This is a genomic window from Vibrio qingdaonensis, from assembly GCF_026191675.1.
GTDB lineage: Bacteria > Pseudomonadota > Gammaproteobacteria > Enterobacterales > Vibrionaceae > Vibrio > Vibrio qingdaonensis.
The window spans coordinates 81,221-105,493 of the sequence record NZ_JAKRRY010000020.1; the positions used below are offsets into that span (position 1 = coordinate 81,221).

At 45.1% G+C, this 24,273-nt stretch carries 22 protein-coding genes; 8 read left to right on the plus strand and 14 right to left on the minus strand.

Going from position 1 to position 24,273, the window contains the following annotated elements; translation table 11 throughout:
• Positions 1 to 20: 20 nt before the first annotated feature.
• The 7 genes from fadD to MD535_RS15075 form a co-directional block, all read right to left on the minus strand.
• Entirely contained in the window at positions 21 to 1,721 is a 1,701-nt protein-coding gene (gene fadD, locus MD535_RS15045; RefSeq protein ID WP_265675839.1) for a long-chain-fatty-acid--CoA ligase FadD, read from the minus strand.
• A 178-nt stretch (positions 1,722 to 1,899) separates the two neighbouring features.
• On the minus strand, positions 1,900 to 2,778 hold the full coding sequence (locus MD535_RS15050) for an alpha/beta fold hydrolase (protein WP_265675840.1): 879 nt from the start codon (positions 2,776 to 2,778) through the stop codon (positions 1,900 to 1,902).
• 2 nt (positions 2,779 to 2,780) lie between these two features.
• Positions 2,781 to 3,329, minus strand: coding sequence for a Slp family lipoprotein (locus MD535_RS15055; protein ID WP_265675841.1), 549 nt, complete (start codon positions 3,327 to 3,329; stop codon positions 2,781 to 2,783).
• 30 nt (positions 3,330 to 3,359) lie between these two features.
• Positions 3,360 to 3,677: a chromosome partitioning protein ParA gene (locus MD535_RS15060; protein ID WP_265675842.1), complete on the minus strand. Its 318-nt coding sequence runs from the start codon at positions 3,675 to 3,677 to the stop codon at positions 3,360 to 3,362.
• Between the two features lie 188 nt (positions 3,678 to 3,865).
• Entirely contained in the window at positions 3,866 to 4,567 is a 702-nt protein-coding gene (gene tsaB / locus MD535_RS15065; protein WP_265675844.1) for a tRNA (adenosine(37)-N6)-threonylcarbamoyltransferase complex dimerization subunit type 1 TsaB, read from the minus strand.
• On the minus strand, positions 4,568 to 6,526 hold the full coding sequence (locus MD535_RS15070) for an ATP-dependent DNA helicase (RefSeq protein ID WP_265675845.1): 1,959 nt from the start codon (positions 6,524 to 6,526) through the stop codon (positions 4,568 to 4,570).
• 135 nt (positions 6,527 to 6,661) lie between these two features.
• Complete coding sequence (locus tag MD535_RS15075) at positions 6,662 to 6,862, minus strand: hypothetical protein (protein WP_265675847.1); 201 nt, start codon at positions 6,860 to 6,862, stop codon at positions 6,662 to 6,664.
• 281 nt (positions 6,863 to 7,143) lie between these two features.
• On the opposite strand from MD535_RS15075, the gene purU reads away from it, so the two are divergent.
• Positions 7,144 to 7,977, plus strand: coding sequence for a formyltetrahydrofolate deformylase (gene purU, locus MD535_RS15080; protein ID WP_265675848.1), 834 nt, complete (start codon positions 7,144 to 7,146; stop codon positions 7,975 to 7,977).
• A 119-nt stretch (positions 7,978 to 8,096) separates the two neighbouring features.
• Here purU and MD535_RS15085 read toward each other — a convergent pair whose 3' ends face one another.
• Both MD535_RS15085 and MD535_RS15090 read right to left on the minus strand, forming a co-directional pair.
• Positions 8,097 to 8,891: a hypothetical protein gene (locus MD535_RS15085; RefSeq protein ID WP_265675849.1), complete on the minus strand. Its 795-nt coding sequence runs from the start codon at positions 8,889 to 8,891 to the stop codon at positions 8,097 to 8,099.
• Between the two features lie 146 nt (positions 8,892 to 9,037).
• Positions 9,038 to 9,631 (minus strand): VOC family protein, encoded by a 594-nt coding sequence (locus MD535_RS15090; RefSeq protein ID WP_265675850.1) that lies wholly within the window; start codon positions 9,629 to 9,631, stop codon positions 9,038 to 9,040.
• 163 nt (positions 9,632 to 9,794) lie between these two features.
• Here MD535_RS15090 and argS point away from each other — a divergent pair, with 163 nt between their 5' ends.
• Positions 9,795 to 11,528, plus strand: coding sequence for an arginine--tRNA ligase (gene argS, locus MD535_RS15095; protein WP_265675851.1), 1,734 nt, complete (start codon positions 9,795 to 9,797; stop codon positions 11,526 to 11,528).
• 80 nt (positions 11,529 to 11,608) lie between these two features.
• A complete protein-coding gene (locus MD535_RS15100; protein ID WP_265675852.1) occupies positions 11,609 to 12,034 on the plus strand; it encodes an HIT domain-containing protein in 426 nt (141 codons plus the stop codon).
• Between the two features lie 81 nt (positions 12,035 to 12,115).
• Here the strand turns inward: MD535_RS15100 and MD535_RS15105 are convergent, their stop codons facing one another.
• From MD535_RS15105 to MD535_RS15115, 3 genes are read right to left on the minus strand one after another with little or no spacing between them, the layout of a single operon-like run.
• Complete coding sequence (locus MD535_RS15105) at positions 12,116 to 12,346, minus strand: FeoC-like transcriptional regulator (protein WP_265675853.1); 231 nt, start codon at positions 12,344 to 12,346, stop codon at positions 12,116 to 12,118.
• Positions 12,343 to 14,613 carry a Fe(2+) transporter permease subunit FeoB gene (gene feoB / locus MD535_RS15110; protein WP_265675854.1) on the minus strand — a complete coding sequence of 757 codons (2,271 nt, stop codon included), beginning with the start codon at positions 14,611 to 14,613 and terminating at the stop codon, positions 12,343 to 12,345. Before feoB ends, MD535_RS15105 begins: the two co-directional genes overlap by 4 nt.
• The gene (locus MD535_RS15115) at positions 14,610 to 14,840 is read right to left on the minus strand and encodes a FeoA family protein (RefSeq protein ID WP_250615574.1); all 231 of its coding nucleotides are present in this window, start codon (positions 14,838 to 14,840) and stop codon (positions 14,610 to 14,612) included. Before MD535_RS15115 ends, feoB begins: the two co-directional genes overlap by 4 nt.
• A gap of 632 nt (positions 14,841 to 15,472) precedes the next feature.
• On the opposite strand from MD535_RS15115, the gene MD535_RS15120 reads away from it, so the two are divergent.
• From MD535_RS15120 to MD535_RS15130, 3 genes are read left to right on the plus strand one after another with little or no spacing between them, the layout of a single operon-like run.
• Complete coding sequence (locus MD535_RS15120) at positions 15,473 to 16,222, plus strand: 5-oxoprolinase subunit PxpA (protein WP_265675855.1); 750 nt, start codon at positions 15,473 to 15,475, stop codon at positions 16,220 to 16,222.
• Entirely contained in the window at positions 16,212 to 16,910 is a 699-nt protein-coding gene (gene pxpB, locus MD535_RS15125; RefSeq protein ID WP_265675856.1) for a 5-oxoprolinase subunit PxpB, read from the plus strand. Before MD535_RS15120 ends, pxpB begins: the two co-directional genes overlap by 11 nt.
• Complete coding sequence (locus MD535_RS15130) at positions 16,895 to 17,899, plus strand: 5-oxoprolinase subunit C family protein (RefSeq protein ID WP_265675857.1); 1,005 nt, start codon at positions 16,895 to 16,897, stop codon at positions 17,897 to 17,899. Before pxpB ends, MD535_RS15130 begins: the two co-directional genes overlap by 16 nt.
• Positions 17,900 to 17,986: 87 nt before the next feature.
• Here the strand turns inward: MD535_RS15130 and MD535_RS15135 are convergent, their stop codons facing one another.
• Together MD535_RS15135 and znuA are read right to left on the minus strand one after the other, a co-directional pair.
• Complete coding sequence (locus MD535_RS15135) at positions 17,987 to 21,352, minus strand: helix-turn-helix domain-containing protein (RefSeq protein ID WP_265675858.1); 3,366 nt, start codon at positions 21,350 to 21,352, stop codon at positions 17,987 to 17,989.
• Between the two features lie 313 nt (positions 21,353 to 21,665).
• On the minus strand, positions 21,666 to 22,544 hold the full coding sequence (znuA, locus tag MD535_RS15140; protein WP_265675859.1) for a zinc ABC transporter substrate-binding protein ZnuA: 879 nt from the start codon (positions 22,542 to 22,544) through the stop codon (positions 21,666 to 21,668).
• 82 nt (positions 22,545 to 22,626) lie between these two features.
• Here znuA and znuC point away from each other — a divergent pair, with 82 nt between their 5' ends.
• Positions 22,627 to 23,415, plus strand: coding sequence for a zinc ABC transporter ATP-binding protein ZnuC (gene znuC, locus MD535_RS15145; RefSeq protein WP_265675860.1), 789 nt, complete (start codon positions 22,627 to 22,629; stop codon positions 23,413 to 23,415).
• Positions 23,408 to 24,193: a zinc ABC transporter permease subunit ZnuB gene (gene znuB, locus MD535_RS15150; RefSeq protein ID WP_265675869.1), complete on the plus strand. Its 786-nt coding sequence runs from the start codon at positions 23,408 to 23,410 to the stop codon at positions 24,191 to 24,193. Before znuC ends, znuB begins: the two co-directional genes overlap by 8 nt.
• The last annotated feature ends 80 nt before the right edge of the window (positions 24,194 to 24,273 follow it).

Consider the following 24,273-nt stretch of genomic DNA (forward strand, 5'->3'; position numbering starts at 1 on the left):
ATAGTAACAAAAGGTTAACGCTAAACCGTTTTTTCTGCTGTTTGTGTCAGTTTCGCGTCGTTCTCTTCGCGGAGTACTCGGCGTAAAATCTTACCGACATTGGTCTTGGGTAAGTCATCTCTAAATTCGACACGTTTTGGCACTTTATAGCCAGTTAAGTGGGTACGGCAGTGCGCAATGACGTCTTCTTTGGTTAAACTGTTATCGCTTTTCACAATATACACTTTCACCAGCTCACCCGAGGCTTCATTCGCCTCACCGATAGCCGCCACTTCGAGTACCTTATCGTGCAAAGCAATGACATCTTCAATTTCATTAGGATACACGTTGAAGCCCGATACCAAAATCATGTCTTTTTTACGATCGACAATATGCAAGAAGCCATCCTCGTCAAATTTGACGATATCACCCGTTGATAACCACCCTTCTTGATTGATCACTTCTTTAGTCGCTTCCACTCGCTGCCAATAGCCTTGCATTACTTGCGGACCACGAACTTGCAGTTCTCCCGTCGAGTCATCGGATACTGGTTGACCCTCTTCATCAACAATGCGCACTTCTGTGCCCGGAACGGGTAAGCCAATCGAGCCGTTATACTCTTCTAAATCGTAAGGGTAAGCGGCAACTAACGGCGAACACTCCGTCAGACCATACCCTTCGAGCAGCAAACAGCCTGTAGTCTTTTTCCATTGTTCGGCAACGGCGCGTTGCACCGCCATGCCGCCGCCCACAGACAGACGTAGCCCTCTAAAGTCTAGCTCATGAAAGTCTTCATTATGAATAAGCGCGTTAAAGAGGGTATTGACGCCAGTGATCGCCGTAAATGGGTACTTTTGCAGCTCTTTGATGAACCCAGGAATATCACGAGGATTGGTAATGAGTAGGTTTTGTCCACCCATTTCAACAAACAGCAAGCAGTTTACCGTCAAAGCAAAAACGTGATACAGCGGCAGCGCTGTTACTACCAACTCACGCCCCTCTTGCAACACAGGGCCATACATGCCTTTCGCCTGCAGTACGTTTGCTATCATATTGCGATGCGTGAGAATTGCGCCTTTCGCCACACCCGTCGTACCGCCGGTGTATTGCAAAAATGCGATGTCATCACCCGACATAAACGGTTTCACGTATTGCTGGCGACGTCCTTTATGCAAGGCTTGTCGAAATGAAATCGCCCCCGGAAGATTGTATTTTGGCACCATGCCTTTTACGTACTTCACGACGAAATCAACCACTGTGCCTTTCGCTCGTGGCAGCATTTGTCCAAGGCTAGTTAAGACAACATGTTTGATTGGCGTTTTATCAACAACCTGCTCTAACGTATTGGCAAAGTTAGACACGATCACTATCGCTTTGGCGTTTGCATCGTTGAGCTGGTGTTCTAACTCTCGCGGCGTATAAAGTGGATTCACATTAACCGCGATGAGGCCAGCTCTCAAAATACCAAACAACGCTACAGGGTATTGCAGCAAGTTAGGCATCATAATGGCAACGCGGTCACCTTTTTTTAGCTTTAGCTCGTTTTGCAAATAGGCAGAAAACGCACGGCTGCGCTCTTCCAACTTACGAAATGTCATGACAGAACCCATATTGACAAAAGCGGGCTGATCGGCAAATTTATGCACCGACTGTTCGAACATCTCAACTAAAGAAGGATACTGATCCGGATTGATATTCTCTGGCACGTCATTTGGGTATCGAGAAAGCCAAGGTTTATCCACAATTACACTCCTAGCGTATTAAGTCTTGCGTTTAATCTTCAAAATGTGAGCCTTTAAAAACTTAGCTATTTAACAACTTGTTAAATCCACTCACAACCTGAGAATCCGTTACTCATTGGTATTGCTTACTATTACAGCACAGGCAGCCCTTTCACGCACGAAACACTCAAACACTTGTTTAATTTTTGTTAACTAGTTCAGAAATTAGTTCAAATACTCTATCTGGCGATTCTAAATGGCAATGATGATCACCGTCTACCCACGCGACTTGCGCGTTGTGAAGTTTCTCTAAGACGAGTTTGTCTTGAAGAAAGCCGTATCCAGAGCGACCTAATATAACCATATGAGGAATGGAAATGGCGGACATCACCGCTTCAGCGTGAGGTCGCGACATACGATACACCGACTCACATTTGAGCTTGCTATCATGGCGCCAATACCACTGCCCATCAACGCTTTGAAGGTCTCTCTCCACAATAGGGCGAACCGACCTAGCATCTAATTTTGTGGCTCGCATGCGCATGGTGATTGCGTCATCAAAGGACGGCAATGCTCGCCGTTTTTTGTTTCTCCAACGCTCACGACTTTCGATGCCTTTTCTCAACCGACTGACCGCTTGAATAGGGTCTTCTGCCATTGGGAAATGCGCTTCAATTTGAACTAATCCTGCGACATTTTCAGGAAAGGCGGCACTATAGCAACTTGCAATCAATGCACCAAGCGAATGTCCAACCAAGAATGCATTGACCGCTTGAAGATTAACCAAAACCTGGTGTAAATCGTCAATATAGTCATAAAAGCTATAAAAATGGTCACTATTTTTATGAGTTGAATGCCCATGACCTGGTAGATCCAAAACCAAAACACGCCAACTCAATCGCTGCTGTTCAATGATAGTCAGCAATTTATGAAAGCTCGCAGCATTGTCCATCCAGCCATGAACAAAAACGACCGTCTTAACGGTCGTTTCCTCTGTTTGGAACCCAGCGCCTTGATACTCCAAGTAAGCGATGTTTCTATCGTTAACTTGCAGTAAACACTCTTTAAAAGCTCGCAAAATTACTTCACCTCTTTAATCACGCGACCTTGCGTTGGCCCGTAATAAAAGTCGTCGCAGTAATAGCCCCAACAAGAATGAAAAGCGCTCGCCTGACGGTTGATAATTAGACGCTCTTCCACTCGCCATAAATACTGTCCGTATGCCTTTATCACTGGAAAGTCGGCTTCAAATTCGCCAACTTTTCCCCGTTCATCGCCCGCTTTACTTCCGCCGACAGTGATCAGTCGACCTCTTGTGTACGTTACCGGGTCAATAAACCCGTCCACGTACGCGATAAAGCGGCCATTAGGCTCTTGGTCTATATCCGGCTTGCCATATTTATCGATAGGAAGGTTAACAATTTCAATTCGGGTCTGAGTCGCAAGGTTCGTAACGGTGTCTATGACCCCACCAAGACGAACTTCACTGCCATCTTGCGCATCTACAACCGGTTGATATTGCGCAATAACATTTTCGTTCGTTGTGGCCAGTGAGTCCGGTAAGCTACCACAAGCGGTGAGCATGAAAGACAGGCACAATGCCCCCCATAATTTCAAAGATTTATTCATTCTTGTTCCACACATTAATCATTCTCATTATCACACGTACATATCGACACCAAACAGCTGTTCAAGTTCCTCGCGTTTAGCACGGTTCATCACATTCATATACGCTTCCAGCGCTTGTTTAGACCTTCCTTCAGGTAAATCATAGTGAACGTGAGTACGGTGCACGTCTGCATCAGAAATAGTGTTTACTGAATGAGCCACTGCCTGAGCAACTTTCGTGACTTGTGTAGACTGACCAATCTGAGGGGTGGGTTGAGACGTGGGGGTATTCGATACCGATTGCTTACGCTTTGCTTTATTCGTCCGCTGCTGAGAGTGGACGGTAGGTAAACCTTGAATCGAAACCATATGCCTCACCTAATGCGTGGTTGTATTAAATGCCTTACTGCAATGACCGCGACGTTAACGTGTACGTGGTGTTATACGATCTTATATAGACACAGCTTTGTGTTGATAAAGGGGCGATGATCCTACCCCTTCAACTTATCCTACGAGCTCAGCATCTTAAAATACCAAGCTAAAAGTAGCTGGGTAATTTATTCTCTTCCCGGCAGCTTTTTCCAAGTCACATTATCTCGCAGATAAACAGGACTCGCCTCTTCCGCAGCAACGACATTGCCTTTTGCTAACTCATATTGCGCTAAGAAAGCAATATCTTCCGCTTCTGGATAGAGTACACCGGATGATTGAGTATCAATCGCAAGCGACGACAATGATTCAGCATACGCATCCCAACCGGTTCCTGCCGTTGCCCATGTTATGTTATCTTGAGGTGTATTCGCCACTACCGTGTCCGGTGCAACTACTTGTTCTGGTTCAACTTCCGTCCAATCGCCGTTTTCAAGACGCTCGAAACGTCCCCAATAGACTTCGCTCATACGGGCATCAATCGCGGTCGCAACGTGGGTGGTTTCATTTTTACGGTAAGCGCCTTGCGCCATGGCTTTTAACGTCGAAATACCAATCATCGGTAAATCAGCACCGAAGCCAAGCCCCTGAGCCACACCAATACAGATGCGCACGCCAGTAAAGCTGCCTGGACCTCGTGCAAACGCTAATGCATCAAGATCTTGTAAAGTCAGTCCCGCTTCATTTAGCAGTTCATCGACCATAGGTAAAACTTTCTTAGTATGGTCACGCGGTGCAAGTTCACTGCGAACGTAAGTTTTATCTCCCACTAAAAGTGCGACAGAGCAGTTTTCAGTGGCAGTATCAATTGCTAGAATTTTGTTAGTCATCTATTTCTCAATGCGTTCTTTTTTTGGTGCACTTTGCTGGGATTGTAGCAAAAATGTCTCTATTTTTCCGAGGTCTCGAGTCCGCGGTATAGGCGGCAAGCTGGCGAGAAAAGTCGCGCCATAGTCACGCGTCACCAAACGGTTATCGCAAATGATCAAAGCACCACAGTCCTTTTGATCGCGAATCAATCGACCAACACCTTGCTTCAACGTAATAACCGCATCCGGTAATTGCACATGATTAAAAGGGTCACCCCCTTGCAACTTACAGTCTTCAATTCGCGCTTTAAGCAGCGGATCATCAGGTGCGGTAAACGGTAATTTATCGATAATAACACAGCTAAGCGCGTCACCTCTAACATCTATTCCTTCCCAAAACGCCCCTGTCGCCACAAGCAAAGCATTGCCTAGCTCCATAAACTCAGCCAAGGTTTTTTGCTTGCTGGTTTCACCTTGCAGCAAGACTGGCAAGGTGAGCGTTTCGCGAAAGCGCTCACCTAACTCTCTCATCATGCTGTGCGAAGTGCATAGAAAAAAACAGCGACCTTGGTTTTTTTCGATAACGGGCGCCAGCATGGCGACCAACTTTTCAGCGAGCCCTTTACTGTTGGGTTCAGGCAAATAACGAGGCACACACAATCTTGCCTGCGTTGAATAATCAAAAGGACTAGGTAGTGAAAATTGCTGTGTCGGGGTCAGACCTAAGCGTGAAGTAAAGTGCTGAAAATCTTCAGAGACCGCAAGCGTTGCTGAAGTGAAAATCCACGCCCCGCCTTTTGCTTCAATCTGCTCATGGAATTTATCCGCGACACTAAGTGGGGTAATGTGCAAACTAAACTGCCTTGGCGTCGTGTCGTACCAATAGGAGTAACCCGTAATGGACACATCGCATACGCGTTCGATACGCCCTTTAATTAAATTGGCGCGCTCAAAAGCGGTATCCAACAACTGGCTGCGCCCTAATGCCAATTTCAGCACATCAATGCAAAGCACGACAGAGTCACGCAGCCTTTCGACCTCTCGCAAAATAGACGGTGATTGAATCGCATCACGCCAGTTTCCTCGAAACCCCGTATCCCCAAGCACAATACGTAAATCCATCGCGGCTTGCGACAGTCTATCGCCCGCTTTTTGTAACTGCTTCATATCACGCGCTTCAGTGCGATAACCAATCTCTATGTCTTTAGCAAGATCTTGAATTTGGCGGCTTGATAAAGACTGACCAAAATACTGGCTGGCAATGTCTGGAATTTGGTGTGCTTCATCAAAGACAAACACTTCAGCCTCTGGAATCAATTCCCCAAAGCCCGTTTCTTTAATGGCAAGATCAGCGAGGAAAAGGTGATGATTTACCACGACAACGTCAGAGTCTAAGGCGCGTTTTCTTGCTTTTAGAACAAAACAATCTTGATAGCTAGGGCAGTCCTTACCTAAACAATTATCATTGGTAGAAGTGATAGTGGGAATCACGAGACTGTCTTCGGCAATGGCATCGCATTCACCCAAGTCACCTGATTTGGTTTCTGATGCCCAACCACGCACTTTGACTAACTGCGATAGCAATTCGGTATGAGTTTCTGTGGTATGGCTCTCTACCATCTGACGACTCAAGCGATCTAAGCACAAATAGTTAGAGCGCCCTTTTAGCAGTGACACTTTGCCATGAAAGCCAAGTGCATCCACCATCAAGGGGAGATCGCGGTGAAACAATTGCTCTTGCAGGTTTTTAGACCCAGTACTGATAATGGTTTTTTTACCACTCAGTAATGCCGGAACAAGATAGGCGAAGGTTTTACCGGTACCCGTGCCCGCTTCTACAACCAACTGCGCTTCTTGCTGAATCGCGTTTTCTACCGCGTTAGCCATATCCAGTTGCGGCTGACGAGGTTGAAAACCGGGGATAACTTGTCCTAAAGCTCCGCCTGACGCGAAAGCCTTATTGATTGCTTTAGATACCATGACACCGAGTCAATTAGCTAAGAATGGCGTTAGTATACCTGAACAAGGTGTCATGCTTGTAGTACGTAAGGAGATGTGGAGCGTAAACTGCCTCCCCAAATGGCATAACCTCCCAATGTGTAACAGGGTTTGAAGCTAATGACGATTAAGGTAGCGAGACAACCACGTTGGGGGGCTGTGCTCTTCTTCCGATGATTTCAAGTGTTCTACGGCGTGCTGTGGGGAAACCTTTTCTTCCCATAATAAGTCCAGGCGCTGACTATCAACGTGTTTATCACCTATCAGTTTTGATACTCGTTGATCGTAAAGTTTTCGTGCTAATAGTTCTCTATCCATAGCATTTCCTTCTAAACAAAACAAAGGCCGTAATAAAATCGAAAAAAGTTCACAGCCTTTCGACACGATTTGGAAGATACCTTTCGATTTTGTTGAAACCTTAGCCAGAATAGATTAAAACTGGTGGATAGATTGCGTGTTACGTCAATAAACGCACCAAACTAAAACCCTCTTGATCGTAAATTACGATTCACTTCAATAGATTGTATTTTCAACGTTATTGAGATCGATGCTACTTCAATTGGTACCAAATTTTTACTATTTCACGGAAGCCGTAAATCATGGAAAAGAAAACCCTGCTGACGCATTGTAATGATGCGCCGGGACTCATCTCAAAAATCACCAATATCTGTTACAAACACCAACTGAACATCATTCATAACAATGAGTTTGTAGACAATACCAGTGGTCATTTTTTTATGCGTACCGAACTGGAAGGCTATTTTAATAATCAGACCTTACTGGCCGACTTAGACCAAGCACTGCCAGCGGGCACTAAGCGTTCATTGGTAGATTCATCTCGTAAGAAAGTGGTCATTTTGGTCACCAAAGAAGCGCACTGCCTTGGTGATATTTTGATGAAAAATTTTGATGGTAGCTTGAATGTTGATATCGCCGCTGTCGTGGGAAATTACGATACACTTCAAGGCCTCACTGAGAAATTTGATATCCCTTATCACTGCGTATCCCATGAAGGATTAAGCCGTGAAGATCACGAAGCCAAAATGTTAACTGTCATTGACCAATATGATGCTGACTACCTAGTACTCGCCAAATACATGCGCGTACTCACGCCTGCATTTGTGGAAAAATACCATCACAAAATCATCAATATTCACCACAGTTTCCTTCCCGCTTTTATTGGCGCAAAACCGTATCAGCAAGCCTATGACCGCGGTGTAAAGATCATCGGTGCGACCGCGCACTTTGTTACCAATGACCTGGATGAAGGTCCAATCATTAAGCAAGACGTCATCCCTGTGGATCACAATTTCAGCGCGGCCGACATGGCTCAGGCAGGTCGCGACGTTGAAAAAAACGTGCTATCCAAAGCACTCAATAAAGTCATCAATGACCATGTGTTTGTTTATGGCAATAAAACCGTGATTCTCTAACTCGCTAAGGAGCCTGACTGACCATTTAAGGCGAAGTCGGGCTCCTTTTCTCTATGACCTTGCTCGGTAAGCGTTACCTTGCCAAGCTACGTATTGCCAAGTTTGAAACATCTATCCGCTTATTTAGAATAGCGATCACCTTGCTCGTAATTCACCTGATACCCTAAGTCATCCAACAGCCCCATCGTTACGGGCCCGATTTTATCGCCATTGGCCATAAGTTCTTGTGTCATCGCAGGTACTGGGCGACCATTCTTATCATAGCGCTTCTCATCATCCCCCCACTGCGGATCATACAAGTGTCCGCCATCGTCACTCATGGGCAATACTCGATAATCCACATCAAACGTTTGGTTGTACATCTTGACCGCTTGACTGTCCTTTACCTTAAAGACGTTCCCTAACTGACCGTCAGTTCGAGTGTAATCTTCGCTGTAAGCCCCGATCCCAAGTACATGCCCTATTTCATGCAGTAAGTTAGCGCGAAATTCAACGGCGTCAAATTGAGGGACGTAAGTATGACTGCCAATAAAAATGGACCCTTTCGTGGGGATAAGTCGCCAATTCACATCAATTTCTTCTTCTGGCCCAGCCATCCCATTGGCATCCTCTAGCGGTACCACATAGACATCAATATCGATTCGGTGCTGGTCAATCCCCTCCACCGCAGTCAGTACCTCTAACCAACGCAACCCTGCACGTTGATATGCCTCCATATAATGATCCGACCATTCTGCGCGGTTGCGGTTTGGGAGTTCTATCTTGTTACAGAACTGAAAAGCAAGCGTGAGGTGGTCATTGGAGACCGTTTTCTGGGCGGTTGGATTACAGTTAGGGTTATCTATATCGAAGGGCGCTGCTAACGCAAGAAAAGCAACACAACCCAATACCATCGCAGTAATCAACTTCATCATGCACCTTTATTTTCTTTGATAAGTGGTGTTTTGATAAGTTTAGCTGCTTTCACCTCTACGATGCGTATTGGTTTGTCTAATTGATGCTCTTCTTTGCTGTGTTTTACTTACAACGTAAGCCATGAATAGCCTACGTTGCATTAATATCACTGCTCCGAGGCGACGATATTTTTCAAACTATGAGGATGCAACTTAATACACACGCCATTAAGCTTAAACGCCACTGTTGGGTTGGCGAGTCGCTCACCTTCTCCGTGGGGACTAGAGAGTTTCATGTCAATACCACTCTCATCTAAGCAGGCTAACTTAGCCGATAAATCTGGGAATCGCGTACAAAGATCGGCAAGAAAGTCATCCGCCGTGATTGCTTGTGATGGCACGACAAATTCGATGTGCTCCCAGTGCTCAATAGGGTGAGACTTGTTCGGCGCAGGATATGGTAACTCTAAACACTCTATTTCACCGACTTTTGTCACGATTGGTTGCTTAAACTGCATGACAATGATCGGTCTACCATTAATGATTGCCTCTGAGATAACCTGACCGTATTCAAGCCATTCTTGATGGGCAGCTTTGGCCACATCAGCACCGTTAATTCTCAAGGCAATATGATCCGCTTGATAACGAGAAAGATCCAAAGATAATTGCTTGCATAAATTGAGGGTTTTATCCATAAATCCATCGATTTCATTCAGCATCTGAGACGGCATTAAGCCTTTTTGCATCAGGGTTTGTCGCACTATATGATCACTCTTTTTGTACTTTCGAGGCTAAATACTACCAGTAATCCCGAAGATTAAGAAAAAATCCAATACTTGCCCCTAGGTGAAGGGCGCTAAAGTTGCTATTATGTGCGCCAAATTACTAGATGAAAACCAATTCCAAGAATTGAAGGAAATGCGTGTGAATATCCAAGCACTGATCAACGACAAAGTATCTCAGGCTCTTGAAGCCGCTGGCGCACCAGCAGGCAGCCCTGCAGCCGTTCGCCAATCTGCGAAAGCACAGTTTGGTGACTACCAAGCCAATGGTGTCATGGGCGTTGCTAAGAAGTTGGGCAGTAATCCACGAGAATTCGCTCAAAAAGTCCTAGACGTTTTAGACCTAGAAGGTATTGCAAGCAAAACTGAAATTGCAGGCCCTGGTTTTATCAATATTTTCCTTAGCGAAGCGTTCTTAGCTAAACAAGCAGAAGCAGCACTTGCTGACGCACGATTGGGCGTAGCTTCTCAAGAACAGCAAACCATCGTTGCTGACTACTCTGCGCCAAACGTAGCAAAAGAAATGCACGTCGGCCACTTGCGCTCAACCATCATTGGTGACGCCGTTGTACGTACTCTTGAGTTCCTAGGTCACAAAGTAATCCGTGCAAACCACATTGGCGACTGGGGCACACAATTTGGCATGCTTATCGCTAACCTTGAACGTGTGCAAAAAGAATCAGGCGAAGTTTCTATGGAACTGTCTGATCTTGAAGCCTTCTATCGCGAATCTAAAAAACTCTACGATGAAGACGAAGCGTTTGCTGCTCGTGCTCGTGGCTACGTTGTTAAACTTCAAGGCGGCGATGAGTACTGCGCTCAAATGTGGAAAAAACTTGTCGATGTGACGATGGTTCAAAACCAGCACAACTACGATCGCCTTAACGTATCACTCACTCGTAATGATGTAATGGGTGAGAGTATGTACAACGACATGCTGCCTGCAATTGTAAAAGACCTGCAAGCTCAAGGCCTTGCCGTTGAAGATGATGGTGCTCAAGTTGTATTCCTAGATGAGTACAAAAACAAAGACGGTGAAGCGATGGGTGTCATCATCCAAAAACGTGATGGTGGCTTCCTATACACCACAACCGATATTGCTTGTGCCAAATACCGTTACGAGCAATTGAATGCCGATCGTGTACTTTATTTCATCGACTCTCGTCAGCATCAACATCTACAACAAGCATGGACTATCGTTCGTAAAGCGGGCTATGTTCCAGAAAGCACCACCCTTGAACACCATGCATTTGGCATGATGCTAGGTAAAGACGGTCGCCCTTTCAAAACTCGTGCTGGCGGTACGGTTCGTTTGGCTGACTTGCTTGATGAAGCCATTGAACGTGCTGGCGCATTGATTGAGTCTAAAAACCCAGATCTTGAATCAACTGAAAAAGCGAACATTGCGAATACAGTGGCAATGGCAGCCGTTAAGTACGCTGACCTTTCTAAGCACCGTACTACCGACTACGTATTTGATTGGGACAACATGTTGGCATTTGAAGGCAACACGGCTCCTTACATGCAGTACGCTTATACACGTGTAGCATCCGTATTTGCTAAAGCAGGTGTTTCAATGGATGACCTGCAAGGCCAAGTCATCATTACTGATGAGAAAGAGAAAGCGCTGGTTGCTAAACTTATGCAGTTTGAAGAAGCGGTTCAATTGGTCGCTAAAGAAGGTCAGCCTCACATCATGTGTAGCTACCTGTTTGAATTGGCTGGTCAATTCTCTAGCTTCTATGAAGCTTGCCCTATCTTAGGCGCATCTGATGAAGCGACTAAACAGAGTCGTTTGAAACTAGCAGCGCTAACAGCAAGAACCATCAAACAGGGCTTAGACCTGCTTGGTATTGAAACATTAGAAAGAATGTAATGTTCACGTCTAAGTGAAATGAGAAGGCGACTTGCGAAAGCAATTCGCCTTTTTTTGAACTCAATTTTGGGAGACCTTCTATGTCGTTTTCACTGCACCCCCAATTAGCGCTCGACACCACTTACCTCGGCGACTTTCCTCTTTGTGTGGCATTACTTCACAAAGATGATTCAGTGCCATGGGTTATCCTTGTTCCCAAGCAAGCTAACCTTCGCGAGCTTCATCACTTACCCATGGAGCAGCAGCATCAATTTCTCGCTGAATCTCAATGCGTGAACCTCGCATTAGAGTCACTGTTTACACCTGATAAGCTCAACTTAGGTGCGCTCGGCAACATGGTGCCACAACTTCATATCCATCATATAGCGCGTTTTAGCAATGATATTGCCTGGCCAGGACCGCTGTGGGGGAACACCAAAGGCGAATACCGTACCGATACAAAACAAAGTGAACTTGCGAATACTCTACGTATGGAGCTGGCGAAGTCGGCTGAATTCCATTACTAATAGACCGTCGTTACTGGCAAGTCGGTCGCTCGACCAGTAAGTGGATCCTATAACCACAAAAAAGGCCCCGCGGGGCCTTTTTTACATCGTCACTTGAATGGATAGACTATTCGGTTGATTCACGTGATACCTCACTCGAATCAACTGTCCTGCCTTATCACAATCTTCCGTCCTTGAAAGCTTCCCTTTGCGTATCCAAACTGCAAGCATGGCCTCAATACCATCTTCGCTTAGTGCAAACTCCGCGGCAAGCGCTTGACGAGTCACACCAGGATGACACTCTATATGCGCTTTCAAGTCAGCTAAGATCATGCCACTTGCACCTCTAATGCTTGGTGCTTTTTACCTTCAGACTTCAACAATTTGAAGACTAAAAGACCAAATAGCAATATACCCACTATCCATGCCGAACTTGTCGCTGGATGCGCGCTAAAGTGAGTCACTTGGTAATAAAGCGTTGCACCGCCGTAAGCAAGCCCCATCGTCCATACTGCAATGAATCGAGCATATTTCTGACCAAATTCACGAACATAAGCCCCCATCGCCGCGACACATGGCGTATAAAGTAAGATGAAGATAAGGTAAGCAAATGCTGCATTTGCGGTAACAAAGTACCCTTTCAAATTGCCAAAAATAGACGTGTCCACTTCCTGCTCTTCCGCTACGGCCGTCGCATCGGATAAATCACCAACATCAACACCCAATGGATCAGAGTAACTTAAGCCAGATAGGTTATCAGGAATAGACGCAACTGCCTCTTGCAAGCTCGCCATCAAGTTGAACTCTTCACCCTCATCATCACCAGACGTATATAAGCTATTAAGCGTGCCTACTACGGCTTCTTTAGCAAAAATACCGGTAATAATACCGACCGTTGCAGGCCAGTTATCTTGCTGAACGCCCATCGGAGCAAAAACTGGAGTCACAACCTGTGCCGCTTTTGATAATACCGAGTTCTCACTGTCTTCGTTACCAAATGAGCCGTCCATACCAACCGAGTTAAAGAAGCTAAGAATCGTCACGACAACGACAATCGTCTTACCAGCACCCAACACAAAACGTTTCAGCTTCTGCCACGTTTTAATCATTACGTTTTGAATTGTAGGCAATTCATAGTCTGGCATTTCCATCACTAGACTATCACTAGAACCTGGATAGATAGTGTGCTTCAGTACCAACCCGGTAAAGACAGCGGCAACAATACCTAATAGGTAAAGGGCAAAAACAATATTTTGGCCACTTTCTGGGAAGAAAGCCGCGGCAAAAAGGGCATAAACGGGCAGTCTTGCACCACAAGACATGAAAGGTGCCATTGATGCGGCAAGCTTACGCTCTCTTTCTTGGTCCAACGTTCGCGTCGCCATGATAGAAGGTACGTTACAACCAAACCCAAGGACGAGAGGAACAAATGCCTTACCTGGAAGCCCTATTTTTTGCATAACTTTATCGAGTACAAACGCTGCGCGAGCCATGTAACCAGAACTTTCTAATACTGCAAGAAATAAATACAGCGCGGCAATAACGGGAACAAACGTTGCGACCGTTTGAATACCACCACCGACACCGTCAGCAATCAACGTGACTAACCAAACCGGCAAATGATCATCAAGCAAGTAGTGACCACCATCAACAAGCAATGCGCCGACACTAATATCAAAGAAATCAATGAAAGCACTGCCAATATTAATTGAGAACATAAACATTAAGTACATCACAACAAAGAAGAAAGGAATGCCTACCCACTTGTTCAAAATGACTTCATCCACTTTTTCAGTAAAGCTACGACTCAATTTACCTTCGCTACGACGAAGTTTTTTACACTGATCATGCAAAAAGGTGTACTTCACATCCGCCACTTGTAAATCAATGTCGATACCGGTTTGGGCTCGAGCAAGCTCAACCGTCGACTTTTGTTCACTCGTTAATGCATTCAGCACCATAACGTCATTTTCAAGCGAACGAATGGCCAGCGCCCTTGGATCTACGGATTCGTCTGCAAACATGGGCGTTAGCTTTGCAATGGCATGTTCCATTTCGTTGCCATAATTAAGCATTAACTTATCAAGCGTTAAACCTTGCACCACAATTTTGTGCAGTTGCTCTTTCAGGGTTCGTACTTGGTCTTTATCGGTCGCCGACAGGGTGACAACAGGACAACCGAGCGTTTTTTCTAAGGCTTTTATGTCTAATTTAACTCTTTCACGCTTCAATGCGTCCATTTTGTTAAGTACAACAATCATTGGACGTCCAAGTTCACGCAGTTGCAGCGTCATATACAAACTGCGCTCAAGACTGGTCGCATCAACTACGTTAATAATGAGATCCGCCGGGTGCGTTAAAACGGCGCGTGAAGCAATAGACTCATCAATACTGTTACCATCATTACCGCTATCTAGTGCGTAGATACCCGGAAGGTCCGTTAATTGAAAGTCGTCGCCAGCGTGACGATATTGACCGGTTTTCTTTTCGACTGTGACACCAGCCCAGTTGCCAACTTGCTGCTTAGCTCCGGTTAACCCGTTAAATAGGGTTGTTTTCCCGCTGTTAGGGTTACCAACAGTTAAGATGGTGTAGTTCATTTCGCAGACTCCACTTCAATCGATTGCGCAATGGCATTGCGAATCGCAAGTGAGACGCCTCTAACTTCAACCTGAAGTGGATCGCCCATTGGCGCACGACGAATCACTTTAATCTCTGTATTAGGTAAAATTCCCATTACCATTAATTTTTTACGGACGTCAGTTGAGAGCCCAGATAAAGCAGTAATAACACCACTACTTCCTACTTGTAATTCAGCCAGCTTCATTTAATTCACCCAAATTATGATTGGTAATGAGAAATATTAACATTAGCACTAATTTTAATGGTGCAACCTTAGGTTTCGCTTTGCGTTAGATCAACTTTGCGCTATTTGTAAGCGAACGTAACGTCAAAAAAAACACGTCAATTTCGTCAAATCACTTCAAAAAAAGCGACGGTGATCGAATATACAACAAGATAAAAACATCAAAATAAACAAAAAACACACTTAAAATCAATAACATAACCTATTAAAAACAAAGATGTCGCTATAGTAATGGTAGGTTGCCGTTTTTTTTATAAGTAAATTAAGTAGGAATCGCTATAGTAATTTCCAACAGAGCAAAGCGCTCCTGTAAATTAAATTCCAGAGGTGATGTGGTAACCCACATCACTCCGGCAGCAAGCGAAGGTGTCATTGGCACCCGCGGTATGGTCCCCCGGCTATGCCGCGATTTTTTTTGCGCCGCGTTTAGCCTCTCGACCTTATTCTGATAGATACGAGCCAGCCCCCCTTCTCATTGACATACCGATAAGCGTGACTCAGCCCTTACAATCTCAACCTCTCACTGTGTATATTTGTCAATCAAACTGAAATTAATCATAATGGAACGCAAGTATTTCAGGGAATTAGATACGATGATAGGACTAAATGGTGATGTAGGAGAAAGCTATGGTAGCTGGTCTTTAGGTAAAGATGAGCAGCTCATACCTCTATTAGATAAAGCAAATATCGCCTGCGGCTTCCACGCCTCCGATCCTGAAACCATGTCCCACACCGTACAATTATGTCAACACCATCATGTATCGATTGGTGCCCATCCTGGCTACGACGATAAAGTCGGCTTTGGGCGACGAAGCATCACCATGTCCAGCGATGCCATCACCACATCAATTTTATACCAAGTCGGGGCGTTAGAAGGGATTTGCCAACTTCATGGCAGCCGTGTTGACTATATCAAGCCTCATGGTGCAATGTACCACGACATGATGCACTCAGCGTCGACCATGCAGGCTATCTTTACCGCTGCCAAAGCGCTCAACCTGCCGGTCATGCTATTCGCCAACAGCCACGCAGAGAAAACCCGACAGCTTGCCAAGCACATAGGCGTCTCGGTACTATTTGAAGCCTTTGCTGACCGCTTATATTTAGATAATGGTGAATTAGCACCTCGAAGCCAAGCTAACGCGGTATTCCACTCTAGCGAACAAATTTTGCAACAAGCCAGCCATCTATTACAAACGCAAACACTCATTACGGCATCTGGAAATAAACGACGCGTCATCGCCGATACACTTTGCGTTCATGGTGACAATGAAGCCTCCATCGAAGTCGCGACCGCTATTCGAGCAATAATCCACCGTGCAGGGCAAAACAATGGAGAATAAGCTAGAGATCTATTCAGTATCGGAATCTAGTCTTATTGTGTATTTTGGCAAAGCCATCGACGTTAACCTCCCCCGCGATATCTCAAGTTATGCCCAGCAAGTCACCCATGCTTTTCCGACGGCAATACTCAACTGCACGCCATCTTATACTTCTTTACTCATTGAGTTTCATCCGCTAAAACTGGATTGGTTAACGTTACAACGCTTTATATCAACCATAAAGCCGAGCCTTCCCCGCAATGATATAGCAGGGAATACGATAACCTTGCCGATCTTCTACGATGTAAGTACTGGACCAGACTTGACCACTATGGCCGAGCAACTAAACCTACCCAAAGAACAAATTATTGAGTTTCACCACTCCACACTTTACACCGTGTGTGCTATTGGGTTCGCACCTGGCTTTGCTTTTCTGGCTGACGTGCCTGAAAACATACGCATGCCTAGATTAACGGAACCAAGAAAAAGAGTTCCGCAGGGCAGTGTCGGTATTGCCGACCGACAGACGGCAGTATATCCACAGACGACGCCTGGGGGGTGGAACATTATTGGCAACTGTCCATTGCAACTTTATGATGCAACCTCTCCACAGACATCGCGATTAAAAGTGGGCGATAAAGTGCAGTTTTCCCCAATCAGTCAGCGTGAGTTTTTTGAATTGGGGGGAACGACATGTCTAGACTGGTGATCGTCAATCCTGGCCACTTGAGCTTAGTTCAAGATTTAGGTCGTTGGGGTGTTGCCCAATATGGACTTAGCCAAGGTGGTGTTGCTGATTTACAGGCACATTGTTGGGCACAAAAAATGCTACAAAACCCGGCTTCAAATGCAAGTATTGAGATTTTATTTGGTCATGCACAATTCCGAGCTCTTGAACCCATCACCATGATGCTCAGTGGTGCGGATTGCTACGCAACCATAACGTCATCATCGGCGTCCGTAACTCAATCAGAACAGGCGGTTTCAAATTGGCAGCCTTTTACGCTGCAGCCTGGTGAAACCTTACAACTAAATACACCCAAAACCGGAGCTCGAAGCTACTTATCAGTCAAAGGGGAGTTCCGACTCGACCTTAGCTTTGGCAGTGTGTCAACCGTCGTGAGAAACCGTATAGGTGGGATTAAAAACGGCGAGCCATTACGCCAAGGTGATATCCTCACGATTAATGAACCTAACTCTCAGCACTGCGCCGAACACGAGTTAGTCGCCTCGTTAGGTGCAGCACCAAGATTTCTCAGGTCATATTACCCTCAAAAGCAGCGTATTCGGCTCATTCCTAGCTATCAATTTGCTAGCTTTGATACCACATTTATTAATGAATTATTTAACCGCTGGTTTACGGTCTCTGCACAAAGTGATCGAATGGGTATTCGCCTGTCTTCTTCTGAAACACCAATAACCACACCAATCATTAAGCAAGCAACGCTTAATCAAACCGATATCATCTCAGAAGGTATCGCATGTGGTTCGGTTCAAATTACCCACGGCGGCTCGCCCATCATTTTACTCCAAGATCGACAAACCCTTGGCGGCTATAGAAAAGCTGGTGTGATAGCCTTTCGAGATTTAGCAAAACTAGGTCAACTACGCCCAGGCGCTCAAATCCAATTTGAATTGACAAACATAGAAGTGGAAAGAGTAAAACAACGCGCTTTCTATCACTATTTTTCGTTATAACTATTTTTCGTTATAGCTAAAAATAGTGATAACCACGACTCACTAAAGACCGTGCTTGCCAAAGAGTCCGTTTGTTTTTGTGCATGCTTACGCGTTTTCGCTCTCATCAATATCCAAAGAGGCGAATTTAGAAGGTGAGATGCCAAAGTAAAGTTTAAATCGTTGCGAGAAGTATGAAGGGTCATTAAATCCACAGGAGAAAGCAACATCTACCACCTTCTCTCCTTGTAATAACATTTCACACGCTTTTTCCATGCGAATTTCGCTTAAGTAGTCAGAAAAAGTAACGCCAAATAATGACTTAAAACGCCTCTGTAAGCTGCGCTCGGAGATAAACAAGACCTTTGCCGCACTTGAAGTACTAAATTCTGGGTTACTGAACTGCTCTGAAACCAGTTGGGTGACATTCGCCTTCCAATCACCGTGCTTCGGTTTGTCTGGACGGTTGCCTACCTCTGATTTCAATGTCTGTGCTTCAAAAGTAGTCGGCTCCAATGGCTCTGAGTCATCTTTACTGGTATCAATTAAATTAGCACTATAGAGATTCCAGCGAATCACCATACGATTGACCGTTCCTCGCTCTATTGGTCGCAGTTCTCCCCCTGAGTTATGAATATGCAACGGTAAGCTACTTGGGCTAAAATCGAGCACTTGCTCAGTTTCTACACTATCAAGATCTTGTGGTGAACAGTTCACACTAGGCAAAGGTAGACCCGAATCTTCAAATGTCACACTTAACTTCGTTCTATCGACATCCACAGTGATACTAAGAACTTGTCCTCTCACTAAACGCTTTAAGGCATTCGATAAGACAGAGTTAAAAATGATATCTAGATTACAATCATCCAAGAAAACATAGCTCGTCTCAGGAAGAACTACGAGATTGATACGAACACCATGATAATCGAACTCTTGCTGCCATGCTTTGACCGTAAAGTTAATAATATTACTGACGGAACACACCGCGGGACGCTGACCTTCTTCATCAAAAATGGCATCTAGGTTTCGTAATCGCTCATTGAGTCCCATATTTTGTTTCACGTTATCTAAATAGGTATGCTTTGATGCATCGACGGCACTTTGGACTAAGTCACGCATTACCTGCTGACGAACATGGAACACTTTTCTAAGCTGTTGGTTATTCCTAACGAGTACACGACTTTGATGCTGTAATTGCTCTGTTTTAAGAGAAACTTGTGTCTTCAGCATTTTGTTAATCGCCCTCACACGTCGCGATCGCCATAGCACAATCCAAACAATCATGGACAGCACACCAAAGAACGTAAACGCGTAAAAGCTTGCCGACTTATACCATGGCGTTAAAACCACCAACCCAAATGACTTTTGACTAAAACCGCTCTCATCACCGACAATGCGAATATAGAGTTGATGTTGCCCCTCTGTAGGCTTATCAAAATTAAGCTCTAGCCCTTGAATTACCGACCAATGATCATCACCATCAAAGCGATATTCAATCGCTTTACCCGACGGAAATGGCCATACACCAAACCGCACACCGATCGACTGACCATAAGGAATACGAAGATTCTTCATTGGTTCAGAACCAATAGACACGGATTGATTACCGACAGTAAGCTCAGTAATGAGTACGGTTTGAGTGGGAAGGGCTGTTTGCAGTAGCTCGCCTGATGTAAACTCAACAATTCCGTAGCGAGAACCAACCGCAATAGCGCCAGCCTCCTGATTGTATGCGCAACTTCCATCGACAAATTCATTATTAATCAAGCCATAAGGCTCAGATAGATTCCGTTTAATCTCACCGGTAGGTAAGTACGCACTCACTCCCATCGACGTAATGACCCATAATGCTTTGTTGCCCTGAGTTACGCAGAGTGGGCGAATGTTGGCACGCTGCAATTCGACTTGGTTTAAATGTCGTCTTTCTGCCTCATAAGTAAAAACACCATAACTACTCACAACCCAAAGGGTATCTTGCGTTGCTGCCATCTCAATCACACGACCAAAAGCTTCACTCTCACTGACATAGTGACTTTTCCCACTATCAATGAGGTATAGGCCATGATCCGTGCCGACAGCTATACGTTGCTTGTCCAACGCTTTCAATGTCGTTATTTTAGCGGGCAAGTGCTTGTTTAGCACCCAGTCAGTACCGTAATCCTTCAATTCATTATTGGCAATATTAAGAGCAAATAGGCGTAAACCACTACTCATCCACAATGTGCCACTATCCCCACTTTCAACCTCAAACGCGAGATGCTCAATATCAATGGGTAACGACGGGTATTCTTCCCGTATAGGCGTGACGCGATAACGCCCTAAATCAAGTGATAGCAACCCTCGCTCTGTCGCCAACCAAAGTGTTTTGTCTCGCTGCGCTACGGAAGAAACTTGCCCCCAAAACACCAACGTTGAAACACCTTGATTATTAACGGAATACAAACCATTGTTTGTGACGACCCAGTATCCACCTAGCGGGTTACTAAACATATCGAGCTTAGTGTCAATGCGCCTGAGGTCATCTTGGTAATTAACGGAAGAACGCCGAAATAACCCACTGTACTCGGAAAAGTAGCGAACACCACCATTCGTCGCAATCCACATTCCACTCATTCCATCACTGACTAATGAGTATATTTTTTCACCAAGCAGGCCGTATTCATCATTTAGATTGACCTCGACCTTACCGGCCTCTCCCAGCGCTTTATCAATCAGGTATAACCCATGCTCCGTTCCCACCCAGTAGTACCCTTCGGATTCTTCCAAGGTTAAAACATGAGAGTGTGCCAACGGATAGTACTGTGAGGTGGATGTGGATTTGGATGTATCGACATTATAGATTTCGACGCCCGTCGTAAATCCAACAACAAGCTGTTTGTTTTCTAACGAGTAATGGAGCGTTGATGCAGGGAAATTTGTTGAAAGTTTAAGCCGAGTTAACGACGCGTTGTCCCAACGAAATACGCCAATCGAAGTTGCTAGATACCAACCATTATCGATGAAAATCGCATCAGAAACATCAATAGACAACCCACTATGATAGCTTTCAAATAACGAAAGAGGCAACGTTGTTACTTGCTGGCTAGTCATTGAATACATGTAAAAATGCGATTCATCAACAAACCATAGATTGCTGTTAGATTCTCCCAAGTGGCGAATGGTATTTGTCAATTGCACATCGTAAATCAACTGCTCCTCACCCTCTGGAACTTGAGTCAGTACTTGGTTATCCCGGTGATACCAAAACCTACCTTGAGCAAACACCGCATTTGAAGCGGTAAAGGGGGGATTTTCAAGAGTGACAAAACGGCGACCATCAAAAAAGCGAACTTTATCATGGACATCGAAAGACCAAAGCCCGCCATCCACACCGATATATAGCTGTTTTGCTGGTAAGTACTGTCCTTGCGATTGCAATTGAAGTGGGTAAAAAATTGGAGGGAACTCAACCGCTAGCACCTTAGAGCACAGCATTAAAAGGAGCCAGCACACACTCCTCGCCCACCATCTCATTTTGGCCCTAGATAGCTGCATTTTCTTCGCATAGCCAAATTCAGCCTCACAACAACGGGAAGCTGAATTTGACCAAAACGGATAATGAGAGGTGTGGTTCACAATCGCCCGGTTAATTTGCATCGATAATTATCGCTAATTTAATCGATTTATGACATTTATTAAAGCGCTCTCCGTTGATTACCGCGCGAATTGCTTAGACGATCACATCCCCACTCATCAGTGATTCACATCATTTCCTTTACCCTACGATGCTTATTGGAGTCCATGATACTTACTGAGATAAACAATCGGTGAAGCTATCTGACAACGCATGTAAGAACGTAAAGTAGCTCCCATCCTCGACAACAATATCCGTCCCGAGTGGATCAAGTCGGCCGATGTTTGTACCCGTGCCACGAGTGACCGATTCAATAACTGCTGGGGTGTATTGTGGCTCCGCAAACACGCACTTTATCTGTTTTTCCTTTAGCGTTGTTTTGATGCTAATCAGTGTCTTCGCACCTGGCTTACGCTCAGGACTAACCGTAAAGTGACCTAAGTTGTTTAGAGAAAAGTACGATTCAAAATACCCATAAGCATCATGAAAAACATAGTAACCTTCCGTTTGAATTGGCGCGAGATCTTGCTTTATTTCGCTTTCAGTTTGGCTGAGATTAGCTTCAAACTTAGCCAATTTCTGCTGATATTCAGTTCTATTTTCTGGGTCCAACGTTATCAACTTGGCACTAATCGCTTGGGCAACTTTTAGTGCTTGTTTAGGCCCTAACCACACGTGAGGATCATAGCTTCCATGATGGTGCCCTTCATGACCATGATCGTCATCGCCAAACTCACGCAGTGACATCCCTTCGATATCCACGACTTTAACTACGTTTGATTTACCTTCGAGCGATTTATCTAAAAAGCTCTCCAAATCGGGACCAAACCAAACAACGACATCGCTACTGTTCAATCGCTTAACGTCTGAAGGTCGCATCGCATAATCATGAGGAGAAGCATTGGCGTTTAATAACGAAGACGTAGTTTGCCCTTCTAAAATGAGCTCATGGGAGATCATTTCAAACGGCTTGATGCTATTGAGCACCTCAATCGCCTGGGACTTCATTGGAACAAGTATTGCTAAAGCAGCAAAGGAAAGATAACGCAACATAGTGGCCTCAAGTGGTAGACTGGCTTAAGAGAGTTTTAAATGTTACATTATAACACTTAGCATTTGCAAATGAGTTCTATTCATGTCCGAATTAATTCGACTCGATGGGGTATCTGTCGAGTTCGGTAAACGTCGCGTGCTCGATAACATCACGTTGACGATAAATAAAGGCCAAATCCTCACCCTAATTGGCCCTAATGGTGCCGGTAAGTCCACCTTAGTGAAGGTATTACTTGGACTACAGAAGCGCTACCTTGGCCGTATTGAACGCGCTAAGAAGCTAAGAATCGGCTATGTGCCTCAAAAATTAACACTGAATGAAACGTTGCCACTTGATGTCGGACGATTCTTAGCACTTGCAGGAAAATACAGCGCCCAAGAACGACTTGATGCGCTCAAATTAGTCGGCGCTGAGCACCTCATCAAAAATAATATGCATCAGTTATCGGGTGGCGAAAACCAACGAGTGCTATTGGCACGAGCACTACTTCAACGTCCTGATCTGTTAGTATTAGATGAGCCAGCGCAAGGCGTTGATGTGCAGGGACAAATCGATTTATATGATTTAATTGATAACATACGTCATCGATTTGGTTGTGCGGTTTTTATGGTCTCTCATGATCTCCACCTTGTAATGGCTAAAACCGATGATGTCATTTGTCTCCACCACCATATTTGCTGCCAAGGGAGCCCCCAAACCATCACCCAACACCCTTCTTATATCGCCCTATTTGGCACGGCGACGAAGGAAACACTGGCTTTTTATCAACACCAACATACCCACCACCATCACGATTTATCCGGTGAAGCGGTGACGGGCGACGCATCGCAATGCGGGCATCATACACATGGGCACACTCACCATGATTGAGTTTTTACTTCCTTCTATTCTTGCCGGGCTTGGTATCGCTTTAATCGCGGGTCCACTTGGGTCTTTTGTGGTTTGGCGAAAGATGGCCTACTTCGGCGATACACTCGCTCACGCTTCTCTAATGGGGCTAGCGCTTGGTTTCTTGTTTGATATTAACCTGTATTTAGCACTGATCATTTGTTGTATGGCGCTAGCCGTCATATTGGTTACGCTGCAAAAGCAGCAGCTTGTCGCTACCGATACTTTATTAGGTATTTTAGCGCACAGTGCGTTGTCTCTCGGGCTCGTTGCCGTGAGTTTTCTAGACAATATTCGCGTCGATCTTATGAGTTACCTGTTTGGTGATTTACTCGCCGTTTCTCCGACTGATCTTGCCTATATTTATGCAGGCGTATTGGTCATTGGCGCGTTGTTATTTATTTTCTGGCGCTCTTTGCTCTCGACAACAGTCAGTGAGGATCTTGCAGCAGTTGAAGGCATCAATGTGGATTTGATGCGTCTATTGATTATGATAATGGTTGGACTTGTTATTGCTATCGGTATGAAATTTGTTGGAGCACTGATTATGACGTCACTACTGATTATACCCGCTGCTACTGCTCGTAAATTCACTCGAACTCCCGAAACAATGGCGTTTACCGCGTCAGCCATCGGTATGGTCGCAGTACTTTGTGGCTTGAGCCTTTCTTGGTTCTACGACACACCAGCAGGCCCCTCAGTGGTGATCAGCGCCGCCGCTTTTTTCTTATTAGCTCAACTAATGCCTTCACGTGATTAATAACCATCTATCAACGCGATAACGCATCATGGTCACATGGCTAAACTAAACCAGTGGCAATAAAAAGGGCTCCTACCGGA